The organism is Dinoroseobacter sp. S124A, from assembly GCF_049801015.1.
Taxonomy (GTDB): Bacteria; Pseudomonadota; Alphaproteobacteria; order Rhodobacterales; family Rhodobacteraceae; genus Dinoroseobacter.
Genome location: NZ_JBNAGD010000005.1, coordinates 301,707 through 314,552, shown reverse-complemented (window position 1 = coordinate 314,552; position 12,846 = coordinate 301,707). Strand labels below are relative to the sequence as shown.

The following is a 12,846-nucleotide window of genomic DNA, read 5'->3' as shown; positions in this document are numbered from 1 at the left end:
TTGCGAATTCGCAACTGGGGCGTCGCGACAGCGCGGCGCCCCTCTCTCCTTTTGACATTTCTTGATTTCAAGTTCGGGACCACATGACAGCTGCGGACACCCTTGACCTCGAATGTACGGGTCTCCACAAGGATTTCGGCGATTTTCGCGCCGTGGATAACGTCTCTTTCCAGATCCCGAGCGGAACCTTCTTTTCCATCCTTGGCCCCTCCGGCTGTGGCAAGACCACGCTGATGCGGATGATTGCCGGGTTCGAAACCCCGTCGCGCGGCGACATCGCGATCAAGGGGAAATCCGTCCTCTCGGTGCCGCCGAACAAGCGCAACGTGAAGATGGTCTTCCAGCATCTGGCACTCTTCCCGATGATGGATGTCTATGAAAACATCGCCTACGGGCTGCGCTGCGCCGGGGCCTCGAAGGAGGAGATCGCGCAGAAGGTCTCGGATGTGCTCGACCGTGTGGCCCTGCCGGATCTGGCCCGGCGTGAGATCCATCAGCTGTCGGGTGGCCAAAAGCAGCGGATCGCCATCGCGCGCTGCATGGCGCTGAACCCGGATGTGCTGTTGCTGGATGAACCGCTGGGCGCGCTGGATCTGAAGCTGCGTGAGGCGATGAAGATCGAGCTGAAGCTGCTTCAGCACCAGTTCGACACCACCTTCGTTTATATCACCCATGACCAGTCCGAAGCCCTCGTCATGTCCGACTATGTGGCGGTCATGAATGCCGGCCGGTTCGAGCAGGTCGGCCGCCCCGAAGAGCTCTACCATGCGCCGCGCACCGCCTTCGTGGCCGGGTTCGTGGGCGATTCCAACCGTTGGAAAGGCCGCGCGACGCAGGTGAGCGCCGAGGGCATCAAGGTCGAGACCGAGGCCGGGCTGAGCGTCGTCGCCACGAGCTATGGCGACCGGGCGGTGGCCGAGGGCGATGCGGTCGAGGTCTTCGTGCGGCCCGAGTTCATCGCTGCCACCCCGGCAGATCAGGGGGCTGCGGGCGCTGAGAACACCTATTCCGGAACCGTGGACAGTGTCCTCTTCAACGGCGCGAACAGCCGCGTGCTGGTCCGCAGTCCTGCCGGGCAGTTGATCGAGGCCGATGTGGTCGTGACCGGCGGGGGCAATGACCTGCGCGCGGGCGATGCGGTGGCGCTCAACTGGGCGCAGGCGCAATCCATGTGCTTTGCGGTGTGAGCGGGCCATGAGTTCGGATGCCAAACGCCTCTCGCTGATCCTGCTTTTCGCGCCTTTCGCGCTCTGGATCGTGTTGCTGATCATCCTGCCCCATCTGGGCATGATCGCCCTCTCGCTACGCGAAAAGGTGGCGCCCCGGGTCTATGAGTTCGGGTTCGGCAACTACATCGATTTCATCAACGAGCCGATCTACTGGAACACGCTGCTGCGGACCGGGTCCATGTCGTTGCTGGTCACGGCGCTGGCCTTGGTTATCGGCTTTCCGATCGCCTATTACATCGCCAAGATCGCCGGGCGGCGGTCGCGCGGGGCGCTGTTTTTGATGTGTCTGATCCCGCTTTGGGTCAGCGACCTGATCCGGGCCTTTGGCTGGATCCTGCTCTTGCGCGAGACGGGCGTGGTGTCGAGCATCCTGATCTGGAGCGGTATGACCAGCGAAGGGATCGAGTTTCTCTATAACGACGTCACGGTGGTCGTGGGGCTCGTCTATACGGTGATCCTCTTCATGATCGTGCCGCTGGTCTCGACCCTCGATGGGATGGGCGATGACATGATCGAGGCGGGCTACAACCTCGGGGGTAGCACGTTGACCGTGCTCCGGCGGATCATCATCCCCTATGCCATGCCCGGCATCGTGGCGGGCTGCATCGTGGTCTTCATGCTGACGGCGGGCAGTTACCTGACGCCGATCCTTCTAGGGGGCAAGAATTCCAGCTGGTTCACCGAGCAGATCTATGACCAGTTCATCACCCGGTTCAACTGGGAATCCGGCGCGGCTTTTGGCTTCCTGCTGCTGGCCTTCACATCGCTTGTGGTCTGGCTGGGCCTGCGGTTGAGCGGGCAATCCCTGGCCAACACGGTCGCAAAGACCTGAGGGGGCGGATATGGCAATGGCAAACAGCAACCGCGCACTTCTCTTTGGCTACCGGCTTTATGTGGTGGCGTTCTTCATCTTCCTTGCGGCCCCACTGGTCGCGGCGGGAACCTTCGCGTTCAACGACTCGCTCTTTCCGGCGCTGCCGTGGCAGGGCTTCACCCTGGACTGGTTCTTCAACGACACCGAGCCGAAACTGGGCATGTTCCATGATCGCAGGCTGTTGCGGGGGCTCTATTATTCTTTCGTGATCGCGCTGATGGTGGCCACGCTCTCGGTGGCGGTGGGCACGACCAATGCGTTCCTCTTCGTGCGGCGGGAATTTCCCTACAAGAACTTCTTCTACATCCTGATGATTGTTCCGCTGGTCATTCCCGGCGTGATCCTCGGGATCTCGATCCTCGTGATGGCGAGCAACATGGCCAATTCGGCGGATGATGTGCTGGGGATCGAACTGGAATTCCTGCGGCCGGGGCTGTTCCTCGTGGTGCTGGGGCAGTTCTCCTTCATCACGACGATCTCGTCACTCGTGATCGTGGCGCGCCTGCGCAAGTTCGATGTCTCGCTCGAGGAGGCCGCGTTCAACCTCGGCGCCAGTCGGGCGCGGGTGCTCTGGACGATCACGTTGCCCTTCCTGCGGCCCGCGATGATCGCCTCGGGGATCGTGGCCTTTCTCGTGTCGTTCGAGAACTTCAACACCACGCTCTTCCTCGTCGGCTCCGAGAGCCCGCTGACCATCACCATGTATGACCGCATGGCCAAGGTCGGCTCGACCCCGGTTCTGAACGCGGTGTCGTTCTTCCTGATGGTGGGGTCCGGTCTTCTGGCGCTGATCTCGGTTGCGGTCCAGCGGCCCGAGAAAAACTGAAGCCCATGGCTGCGGCGTCGGTCTTTGCCGAAGGGTATAAGTCCGCGCCCTATTGGTGGGAGGCCAGTCCACTTAGCACCACGCCCGCGCCGGATCTGGCGGCGGAGGCGGATGTGGCTGTCATCGGTTCGGGCTATACGGGCCTGCACGCGGCGTTGCAGGCCGCGCGGGCCGGGCTGTCCACGGTCGTGCTGGAGGCCGAGGCTCCGGGCTGGGGGTGCAGCACGCGCAATGGCGGTCAGGTTTCGACCAGTGTGAAGCCCGGCTACGGGACGTTGGCCAAACGATACGGGGCCGAGACCGCCGAGGGGATCCTCCGCGACGGGCAAGCCTCGCTGGATTTCACCCGCGATTTCATTGCTGCCGAGGGGATCGACGCATCCTTTCGCGAGGTCGGGCGGTTCCACGGCGCGCATCTGGCCAAGAGCTATGATCAGCTGGCCCGCGAGATCACGGCCCCCAACCCGGCCTTCGAGACCGGCGCCTATCTGGTGCCGCGGGCCGAGATGGCGGCGGAACTGGGGACCGAGGCCTATCATGGCGGCGTGGTCTTTCCGCGCCATGCCAGCCTCGATCCGGGCAAATACCATGCGGGGCTGATGCGCCTGTGCCGCGCGGCCGGGGTGCAGATCATCCCGCATTGCCAGGTGACCGAGCTCGAGCGTCTGCGCCCCGGGTTTCGCCTGCGCACGGCGCGGGGCGCGCTGCGGGCAGGGCAGGTGGTCCTGGCCACGAATGGCTATGGCGGGCCCCTCTCGCCCTGGCATCAGAGGCGGGTGATCCCCATCGGGTCCTATGTGATCGCGACCGAGGCCCTCGACCCGGGCTTGATGGACCGGCTCTTTCCCACGGACCGGATCCTGTCGGATACGCGCAAGCTGGTCTATTACTACCGCCCCTCGCCGGATCGTACGCGGATCCTGTTCGGGGGCCGTGTCTCGCTCAGCGAGGCGGACCCGGACCGCACGGGGCCGATCCTTCTGCGCGAGCTGGTGAAGCTTTTCCCCGAACTCGCAGGCTCCCGCATCAGCCATTCCTGGAGCGGGACCGTCGCCTTCAGTTTTGACACGCTGGCCCATACGGGCGCGGAGGACGGGCTGCATTACGCCATGGGCTATTGCGGCTCCGGGGTGGGGATGGCGGGCTATCTCGGCCACCGGATCGGGCGGCGGCTCGCGGGGGCCGAGACAGAATTGCCCTGGACCGGGCGGGTGCCCGTACCGACGCAGCCTTTCTACGCGGGCAACCCGTGGTTTCTTGCGCCCTCCGTGCTGGTCTACCGGATCCGGGACCGCTTCGGCTGGTAGCTAGTGAACCCGCATCCCCTGCCGGTCGAGCTCTCCGCGCACGGCTGTCAGATCCACATCCGAGAAATCCCGGTTGGAACGGACGACCTGCGCCGCCGCGACCCCCGCGGCCTGTCCCACCACGGCGCAGCAGGACATGTTCCGCGTGGCCGCGTGGGCAATCCGATCTCCACCGGTGGAGCGTCCGGCGACCAGCAGCCCCTGGATCTTCTTCGGCAGGAGGGAGCGGTAGGGCAGCTGCATGTACCGCCCCGTCGTGGGCAGGATCAGAATGCCATAGCCGTCGATGAACTCGGGATAGATCCCGATGCTGTCCTCGAACCGGCCCTGCTCGCGCACGTCCGTTTCGGTCATGTTATAGGCGGCATCGATCTTGCGGGTGTCGCGGATCCCCACGGTCATCCCGAAATTCCGCAGACGCGCCCCGGCGCAGCCCGGCATGTAGCGGCGCAGGGCATCGATCGCGAGCATCGCTTGCCGTCGCCCCTCGATCTCGCCTTTCGTCAGGCTGTCGGGGTCGGTTCCGTCCACCTCATCCATGTGCACGAGGTTCATATAGGTCAGCTCGCCCGTGTCATGCATCGCCCCCCAGGTGCCCGCGATCGTGTTGAGATGGGCGGGGATCAGCCCCTCTTCGATGGCGCGGTCGAAGGGTTTCTTGATGAAGGGCGAGAACATGTCGTCCTCCTTGCCCGAGGTCTCGATCGCCCATTCACCGCCGCCATCCCAGTCCTTGTAGGTCTGGGGATCGTCGCGGATCCCGGCCATGAAGGCGGATTTGTCGACGCCGGCCAGATGGAACATCACCGAGGCGGCCATCATGTCTTCGCGCGGGGTCTTGTAGGTTGGTGCGCCCGCGCGGTGGGCGACATCGGCGTCGCCCGTGGCGTCGATCACGACCTTGCCGAGGATCGCCTCGCGTCCTGCTTTGCTCTCGGTGATAATCCCGGTCACCCGGTCGCCATCCATCACCGGGGCGACGAATTGGCGGTGGAGCATCGGGTGGATCCCGGCCTCTTCCACCAGCCGGTCGGCGACCAGCTTGAAACCCTCGCTGTCGAGCTCATAGCTCAGGGATTGGCTCTCTGGCACGGCGGCGCCCATGGCCTTGGCCCGGTCTTCGAACTCGCGGCCGATGCCGCCTGCCTCGATCGTGGCCTCATGGCGGTACCAAGCAAATCCCTCGACCCCGACGGCGGTGATATTGCCGCCGAAACAGCCGAACCGCTCGACCAGAGCGACATCCACACCGCAGCGTGCCGCTGCTAGGGCGGCGGCGAGCCCGGCCGGCCCCGATCCGACCACGATGACATCGGTTTCAAAGATGACATCCACATGTCGGGCGGGTTCGGTGATCGATTTCATCCAGTCGGCTCCTCATTCGGGCGGATGGCGCGGTGGCGCATGGCCTCACGTTATCGCCAGAGTTTCGGGCGCGCTACCAATACCTTGCGCCGGATGTCAGGGGCCGCGCGAGCCGCGCAACCAGGCCCGCAGCCACAGAGTCAGGCGCGATGGCCGCGCAGAGGCAAGCACCAGCCTGTCCCGCGCATCCGCGGCGGCCCGCATGCGGGCATCCTCCTCCAGCGCGGCGAAGACCCGGGCTTCGTCCCGGGCATGGCCCGGCATGTCGTCCTTGGGCTCTGATCCTTCGGTCATCACATCCTCCCACGGGGGCCGGGGTGAGCTTGACAGACGGAGGAGCCCATTGAAAATACAGGCTGCTTATGTCCTGAATTGGAAAAACTCATATGCTGACCCATCGCCAGATCCGCTACTTCCTGGCCGTGTCCGAAGCCGGGCAGGTGTCTGCGGCGGCGCGGGCGCTCAACGTGTCGCAATCGGCGGTGACCCTTTCGATCAAAGATATGGAGGGGCTGCTTGGCACGCCTCTCTTTGAACGTCTGCCCTCGGGCGTGCGCCTGACCCGGGCGGGACAGCAGTTCCGCCACCACGCCCAGACCATCGCCGCGTCTTTCGAGGCGGCGATGAAAAGCGTCTCGGCCCGCGATGAAACCCTGACGGGCACGGTGAGGCTCGGCATGAGCTGGACCCTGTCGAGCTACTTCGCCATGCCTGTGATCGAGCAATTCTCGCGCGAGCATCCGCATGTCTGCGTGACCTTGACCGAGGATCTGCGCGCGCAGCTCGAGCAAGATCTGCTGGCGGATCGCGTGGATCTGGCACTGGTCCTGACCTCGAACCTGTCGCCGGATCTGGGGCTGAGAAGCCGGACCTTTCGGCGGTCCCAGCGGCGGCTCTGGGTCAGCGTCGATCACCCTCTGACGCGGTTGAAACGGGTGACGCTGGCGGATGTCGCGCGCTACCCTTACGCGATCCTGCGCTCGGATGATGCCGAGAAGCAGGGGCTGGCCCATTGGACCGACGCGACAGGGCACCCGGAGATCAAGCTCACCTCCGCCTCGATCGAGGCGGTGCGCAGCCTTGTCGCCTCCGGTCAGGCGGTGACGATCCTGAGCGACGTGGTCTACCGCCCCTGGACGCTGGAGGGGCGCCGGGTCGAGACGATTGATCTGGTCGAGACGATCCCAACCATGGATGTCGGCATTGCCTGGAACGGGGCGCGGAAGCTCTCGCCGGTGGCCCTGCGCCTGCGCGAGGCATTTGAAAAATCAATTCCAAGTATCTAGAAGCTGAATTTTCAATATATTGGGCGGTCTGGCAAAGCGGGGGCAATCATCCCCGAGGTCTGCCCCATGTCCCCCATGCCCCCCAGTGCCCGTTCCGTGGTTCGTCTCAGCCCGCTGGTGCAGGGCGTGCTCTGGATGGCGGGGTGCCTCGCGTCCTTCATCGGCATGGCCATCGCCTCGCGGGAGCTTGCCGACAGTCTCTCGGTGGTCCAGATCCTGTTCTTCCGGTCGCTCGTTGGGCTGGCGATCCTGGCCCTGTTGGCGCGCAAAGTCCTCCCGGCCTGCCGCCGGGCAGAGCGGATCGGTCTACATCTGATCCGGAATCTCATCCATTTTGCGGCCCAGTATTGCTGGACGCTTGGGGTCGTGCTGCTGCCTCTGGCCGAGGTGTTCGCGCTGGAATTCACCATGCCGGTCTGGGTCGCGATCTTTGCCTTTCTGTTGCTGGGCGAGCGGATACATCGCGCGCGGCTGGTCGCGGTGCTGGGCAGTTTCGCGGGTGTGCTGGTGATCCTCCGCCCTGGGGTCGAGATCATCGATCCGGCGGCTTTTGTCGTGCTCGCGGCGGCCATGGGCTATGGCCTGTCGATCGTGCTGGTCAAGCGCCTGACAGAGAGCTGCCCGCCGCTGGTCATTGTCACCTGGATGATCGTGATGCAGCTGCCCATGGGGTTCGGACTGGCCCTGATGGACTGGCAGAGCCCGTCCCTGCCGGACCTGCCCTGGATCCTGCTGGCGGGGCTGACCGGGCTGAGCGCGCATTACACCATGGCGCGGGCCTTGCGGCTGCTCGAGGCGTCGACGGTTGTGCCCATCGATTTTGCCCGCGTGCCCCTGATCGCGCTGATCGGGTTCTGGGTCTATGGCGAGGCGCTCGATCCGTGGTTGGGTCTGGGGGCGCTCATGATCTTTGGCGCGAACTACTATGCCTTGCGGCGAGAGGCCCGGGCGCAGGTCTAAAGCGGGGGTTGCCCGAACTCGGCCAGCACCCAGCTGAGGGTGCGGCGCAGCCCGCGGGCGCGGCCATGCTCGGACGTCCAGCAAAGGTACAGAGCCTCGCCCGTGGGGGCCGGCGCTTGCCAGAGCGTGACCAGATCCCCCGCCGCAAGGGCGTCCTCGATGAGGTGCCGGGGCGCCATGGCGACCCCATGCCCGTTGCGCGCCGCATCCAGCGCCAGAGCCGAGCGGTCGAAGTTCAGCAAGGTTGCAGGGCCCGGAAACCCCTCTGCGGTGATCAGATGCTCCCACCGGCGCTTGGCATCCTGCAGAAGCGGCAGCGCGAGGATCTGCGCGAGCGAGAGGGGCCCGGACGGACGGGGCAGATCCGGGTGACAGACCGCCAGAAAGGACAGCTCCACCAAGGGGCGCAGCTCCAGATCCCGGGTCTTTGGCACAAGTTCCCCGGGCAGGATCGCAAGCTCGTTGGGGCCCAGCGGATGCGCCAGCGCGGTTTCCTGCACATCCGTGGTGATCGAGAGATCGGGATGGGCCGCGCGGAACCGGGCCAGACGCGGCATGAGCCAGCGGGTCGCAAAGGAGGGCCCGACCCGAAAGGTGATCGGGCGGTCCGCCTCGCGCATGGCGCGGGTCGCGGCCTCGATCCGGGCCAGGGGCGCGGCGATCTCGTCATGATATGCGGCCCCCGCTGCGGTCAGCCGCACGCCCCGCGCAGCCCGGTCAAAGAGCCGCGTGCCAAGCGCCTCCTCCAACCCCTTGATCCGCTGGGACACCGCTCCGTGGGACAGGTTCAGCGCGTCTGCCGCCCGCTGGAAATTGCCGAGCTCCGCGGCCATGGCGAAGATCTGCAGGGCGTTGAGGTTGATCGACTTGGTCACGGGGCCTCTAGGTCTTAGGTTTTCTATTGCCTCGTTCAGAAGAACTGCTTTGTCAAATGCCTGGTCGCTTGCGATCACGGGGCGACACAGCGGAGGGCGACGCGATGACACTCACCACCCGACCAGCCGGACGCGCAGATCTCAACCCGCTTGCGGACCTGCTCTGCCACGCTGCCCGAGGGTTGGCGGCGCGCGACCCCGCCCTTTGGCCCCTTGTTGCGGACCCGGAGACCGAGATCCGCGCCACGCTGGAGCGTCAGGTTGCGGGCGAGGACACGCCGCTGCGCCAGCGCTGGCTGCTGGCCGAGGATGGGGGCGAGCTGTTGGGCGCGGTCCACTCCTTCCTCCTGCCGGTGCCGCCGATTTATGCGGGGGCGCTCGGGTCGCCGGGGCTGATCCTGCAGGATGCCGCGTTGCGCCCGAACGCGCCTGAGGCGGCGCGCGCGACCCTGTTGGCGGCTGCCGAAGCGGATCTCGCGGCGGCCGGGGCGCGGATCCTGTTGACCGCGAGCGTCGCGGAGGGAGATTGGCTGTCCTGCCACGGCGCGCAGGGGTACCATCCGCTGACCCTCTATCTCGCGAAGGTGGGTCTGGCCGAGATGGCGGTGCGGCCCCCGGTCCGGTCCGCGGCAGAGGGGGATGTGCCCGCCATCGTCGGGCTCAGCGCCACGCACCGCCGGATCATCGCGGATCTCCATCCCCGGGTCTGGCAGACCCATGAGGCGGCTGATGCCCGCTTCGGGGGATGGATGACGCGAAGCCTCGGCCTTGCGGATCGGGACATGTTTGTGGCCGGGGAAGGGGCCGTGCAGGGCTATGCGATCTCGCAGCCGATCACCGCGATGCATGTCTCTGCCGGGCACCGGATCGCGGGCATGGGCATCATCGATGACTTCTACCATGCGGCCCTGGAGGATCCGCTCTGCCTCGGGGCGGGGTCGGATGAGGCGGCAGCGCTTCTGCGCACCGCCGAAGCGGCGCGGCAGGCCCGGGGCGATGGGGCGGTCTTTGTGGTCTGCCCGGCGGCGTGGCGCTCCAAAATCGCATTGCTTGAACACTCGGGCTACCGGACCGCCCTGATCTGGTCGATCAAGATCCTCGACTGAGACGCAGCACGACGCCGGGCCCTGAAGCCCGGCGCGCTGTTCCGTCGGGGGATCGGGCTCAGCCGAGGCTGGATCCTGCCCGTGGACGCAAGCCGGGGATCAGCATGGGCACCGAAGCCTGATAGGCCTGGTAGCGCGCGCCATAGGTCCGGACGAGGGCGCGTTCCTCGAAATAGAGCCCAACGAAGACGTAGAGCGTCATCGATCCGGCAAAGAGCAGGTGCCCAGAGGTCAGATGCGGGGTCGCAAAGAGCAGGATCACCACGCCCAGCTGCATCGGGTGCCGCACGATGCGATAGAGGGCCGGGGTCCGGAACTCCGGCACGGGCATGGGCTCGCCGCGCAGATGGGTCCAAATCTGGCGCAGGCCAAAGAGCTCGAAATGGTCGATCAGGAAGGTCGACCAGAACACGATCCCCGCGCCGAGTGCGAAAAGCGCATAGACAGCAAGAGCGGCGGGCCCCTCGACCTGCCAGATCGTGCCGGTCATCGGCTGCCAGAGCCACATGGCGAGGGCAAGGCACAGGCTGGATTGGACCACATAGGTGCTCCGCTCCGCCGCGGCGGGCAGGAACCGGATCAGCCAGGCTTTGACCCAATCCCGGGCCAGAAGGCTGTGCAACACACCAAAGAGCGCGATTGCCGCGAGGTTCAGCGCCACCGCGAGGGCAGGATGCGCGACCGGCAGGGTCGCGGGGTCATTGATCGCCTTGGGCACGAACAGCCCCAGCAGGAAGCCAGCCATATAGCTGAACACCCCGAGAAAGAGCATGTAGGCAAGACTGCCATAGGCGAACACAAAGAGACGTTTCATCGGTTTAGGTCCTTAGAGTTTGAGGGCGCGGGACAGCGCCGTATCGAGGGTCGGGTGGGCAAAGGGTCTGCGGCGGCGATTGGGCCGCCGGTCGGGCGGTTTGCGCGGCTTGGCCGCGAGACGTCTCAGGCCGAGGGCCCGAAGGATCGGGATCATGGGGTCTCCAATTCTGAAAAGACGGCGCCGATATCTGCCGCGCCGTGCAGTCGGGACCGTTTGGTGGGGGCTTTATGGCACCGGGCCGGTGCGCCCGCTTGAGGCCTGCATGGGGATTGCGTGAGGATTGCCCCTGGACCGGACTGGCATCTGCCCGGTGGCGGGGTGCGGCGTGGCATGTGGCGGAGCGGCGCTGGCGCGCAGACCCCATGCAATCCCCATCCAGTCCTCAAGCGTCGCGGTGCTGCTCGGGATTACGAGATGACAGCGCCGGGCAGAGCCCCGGCCCCTCGCAACCCACGCGCATGCCGCGTCCCAGTCAGGAAGTCATGACCATGAAAGCCCCATCTTCCACCGCTCGCCATGCGGGCGCGCCCCCTTTGCAATCCACTGCTCCGATCTTCGCGATCCACGGCTCCGCCAGTACCGGGCGTCAGTGGCAGAGCCTCGCGGCCTGTCTCGGGTCCGCATCTGCGGTGATCGCGCCGGATCTGCCCGGCTACGGCGGGACCCCGCCCGACCTCGACCGGCTCTCCTATCTGGAGGCCGCGCTCTCGCAGGTCCCGGGCCCCGTGGACGTGGTGGCGCATTCCTTCGGGGGCGCCGTGGCGCTGATGCTGGCCAACCGCAACCCCGGGCAGGTGCGCAGCGTCACGCTCTACGATCCGGTCATGCCTGTGACGGATGCGCGGGGGCCGGCCTGTATGGCACCGGATCTGCGTGCGCTCTGGACCGGGCTGCGCGGGCAGCCTGCGCCGGTGATGATGGCCCGGTTTCTCGATTTCTGGTGTGCGCCGGGGATGTGGGATCGCCTCTCGCCCCAGCGGCAGGCGGGGCTCATCGCCTTGAGCGGTTCGCTCACCCGGGATTTCGAAGAGATCTGCGCGGGTGTCTGGAACGTGCCTCGCCCGGGTTATCGCGGTCCGGTGACCGTGCTGCGCGGCAGCCGTTCGCCCCGGGTCACGGTGGATGTCAGCGACCGGATTCTGGCGCAGTATCCCCAGGCGCGCTGCAGCGTGATGCCGGGGCTTGGCCATATGGCGCCCCTGACCCATGCAGATCAGGTGAACCCGGCGATCGCCGCAGTCCTGTCCGGGGTCCCGGCGCGCTGCGCGGCACTGCGCGCGTTGCGATCCGCTGCCTGAAAGGGCCTGCCCGGTCACGGACCGGCCTCCGGGCGGGGTGGGTCGACACCTCTCCCGGGCCGGGCACGGTTGATGTTGCGCGCAACTGCCCCATCCTTAGCAGGACCCCTGTCAGGAGGCCCTGCCATGCTGCGCGTATTCGCAATACTGACCCTCATCCTGCCCGGAACGCTGCCCAAGGCGGCCACGGCGCTCGATCTCAGGCATACGGGCACGTTCGAGATCAACCATCCCTCCAGCCTCGACTATGACCCGACCTTTTGCGGGCTCTGGATCGCGAATGAAGGGCCCGAGGTAATCCTCGTGACCCTGGACGGGCTGGAACTGCGGCGGTTCTCCTCGGATCTCTTCACGATCAAGGCGATCACCATCGAGGGCGATGCCCTGCTCGTGGCCGATGGCGCGGGGATGTTCCAGCGCCTAACCAAGAATGGCGAGCCCCTCGGCGCGCCCTTCCGCAGCAGCCTCGGCTGGGCCGATACCGAGGGGCTGGCCGTGGACGGGGCGGGCAATCTGGTGATGGTCGAGGATGATCCGGAATTCCTCACCTGGATGACGCCCGAGGGCGAGGTGCTGCGCCGGATCGACACCATGACCCTGAACCCGCCCCTGAGCGAAGCGCAGGGCATTGCGCGGGATCCGCGGACCGGGCACCTGTTGATTGTGGATGACCGCGAGGGCACCAACAGCTTGTATGAATTCGACAGCGAGGGGCAGTTGCTCTCGACCGCGTCGCTTCTGCCCTACGGGATTGATCCGGAGGGGATCGCGATCCGCCCCGGGTCAAACCAGCTTTTCGTAGCCTTCGACGTGGGGACGCGGATCGCGAGTTTCGATTACACGCCCACCCTGCCCGAGGGGGCAGAGGCGCTGCCCCCGGCGGGTGATTGCATGATGATGTGA

14 protein-coding genes are annotated in these 12,846 nt (G+C 66.0%); 9 read left to right on the top strand and 5 right to left on the bottom strand.

Features of this window, described 5'->3' with window-relative positions:
- The first annotated feature begins 83 nt into the window (after positions 1 to 83).
- The 4 genes from ACP15I_RS14585 to ACP15I_RS14570 are packed head-to-tail and all read left to right on the top strand — an operon-like array spanning position 84 to position 4,236.
- Positions 84 to 1,187, top strand: a complete 1,104-nt coding sequence (locus tag ACP15I_RS14585) for an ABC transporter ATP-binding protein (RefSeq protein WP_424975654.1) — start codon at positions 84 to 86, stop codon at positions 1,185 to 1,187.
- A gap of 7 nt (positions 1,188 to 1,194) precedes the next feature.
- Positions 1,195 to 2,061, top strand: coding sequence for an ABC transporter permease (locus ACP15I_RS14580; protein WP_424965260.1), 867 nt, complete (start codon positions 1,195 to 1,197; stop codon positions 2,059 to 2,061).
- A 16-nt stretch (positions 2,062 to 2,077) separates the two neighbouring features.
- Complete coding sequence (locus ACP15I_RS14575; protein WP_424975653.1) at positions 2,078 to 2,929, top strand: ABC transporter permease; 852 nt, start codon at positions 2,078 to 2,080, stop codon at positions 2,927 to 2,929.
- 5 nt (positions 2,930 to 2,934) lie between these two features.
- Positions 2,935 to 4,236: an NAD(P)/FAD-dependent oxidoreductase gene (locus ACP15I_RS14570; protein ID WP_424975652.1), complete on the top strand. Its 1,302-nt coding sequence runs from the start codon at positions 2,935 to 2,937 to the stop codon at positions 4,234 to 4,236.
- Here ACP15I_RS14570 and ACP15I_RS14565 read toward each other — a convergent pair whose 3' ends face one another.
- Both ACP15I_RS14565 and ACP15I_RS14560 read right to left on the bottom strand, forming a co-directional pair.
- Positions 4,237 to 5,601 carry an FAD-dependent oxidoreductase gene (locus ACP15I_RS14565; RefSeq protein ID WP_424975651.1) on the bottom strand — a complete coding sequence of 455 codons (1,365 nt, stop codon included), beginning with the start codon at positions 5,599 to 5,601 and terminating at the stop codon, positions 4,237 to 4,239.
- 96 nt (positions 5,602 to 5,697) lie between these two features.
- Positions 5,698 to 5,895: a hypothetical protein gene (locus ACP15I_RS14560; protein WP_424975650.1), complete on the bottom strand. Its 198-nt coding sequence runs from the start codon at positions 5,893 to 5,895 to the stop codon at positions 5,698 to 5,700.
- Between the two features lie 92 nt (positions 5,896 to 5,987).
- Here ACP15I_RS14560 and ACP15I_RS14555 point away from each other — a divergent pair, with 92 nt between their 5' ends.
- Together ACP15I_RS14555 and ACP15I_RS14550 are read left to right on the top strand one after the other, a co-directional pair.
- A complete protein-coding gene (locus ACP15I_RS14555; protein WP_424975649.1) occupies positions 5,988 to 6,887 on the top strand; it encodes a LysR family transcriptional regulator in 900 nt (299 codons plus the stop codon).
- Between the two features lie 75 nt (positions 6,888 to 6,962).
- The gene (locus tag ACP15I_RS14550; RefSeq protein ID WP_424975648.1) at positions 6,963 to 7,847 is read left to right on the top strand and encodes a DMT family transporter; all 885 of its coding nucleotides are present in this window, start codon (positions 6,963 to 6,965) and stop codon (positions 7,845 to 7,847) included.
- Here ACP15I_RS14550 and ACP15I_RS14545 read toward each other — a convergent pair.
- Complete coding sequence (locus ACP15I_RS14545; RefSeq protein WP_424975647.1) at positions 7,844 to 8,722, bottom strand: LysR family transcriptional regulator; 879 nt, start codon at positions 8,720 to 8,722, stop codon at positions 7,844 to 7,846. The two genes, ACP15I_RS14550 and ACP15I_RS14545, sit on opposite strands and share 4 nt — an antisense overlap.
- A gap of 104 nt (positions 8,723 to 8,826) precedes the next feature.
- On the opposite strand from ACP15I_RS14545, the gene ACP15I_RS14540 reads away from it, so the two are divergent.
- A complete protein-coding gene (locus ACP15I_RS14540) occupies positions 8,827 to 9,828 on the top strand; it encodes a hypothetical protein (protein ID WP_424975646.1) in 1,002 nt (333 codons plus the stop codon).
- A gap of 58 nt (positions 9,829 to 9,886) precedes the next feature.
- Here the strand turns inward: ACP15I_RS14540 and ACP15I_RS14535 are convergent, their stop codons facing one another.
- Together ACP15I_RS14535 and ACP15I_RS14530 are read right to left on the bottom strand one after the other, a co-directional pair.
- Positions 9,887 to 10,642, bottom strand: a complete 756-nt coding sequence (locus ACP15I_RS14535; protein WP_424975645.1) for a methyltransferase family protein — start codon at positions 10,640 to 10,642, stop codon at positions 9,887 to 9,889.
- A gap of 12 nt (positions 10,643 to 10,654) precedes the next feature.
- A complete protein-coding gene (locus tag ACP15I_RS14530; protein WP_424975644.1) occupies positions 10,655 to 10,798 on the bottom strand; it encodes a hypothetical protein in 144 nt (47 codons plus the stop codon).
- A 335-nt stretch (positions 10,799 to 11,133) separates the two neighbouring features.
- On the opposite strand from ACP15I_RS14530, the gene ACP15I_RS14525 reads away from it, so the two are divergent.
- Together ACP15I_RS14525 and ACP15I_RS14520 are read left to right on the top strand one after the other, a co-directional pair.
- Entirely contained in the window at positions 11,134 to 11,943 is an 810-nt protein-coding gene (locus ACP15I_RS14525) for an alpha/beta fold hydrolase (protein WP_424975643.1), read from the top strand.
- 126 nt (positions 11,944 to 12,069) lie between these two features.
- Positions 12,070 to 12,846: a hypothetical protein gene (locus ACP15I_RS14520; protein WP_424975642.1), complete on the top strand. Its 777-nt coding sequence runs from the start codon at positions 12,070 to 12,072 to the stop codon at positions 12,844 to 12,846.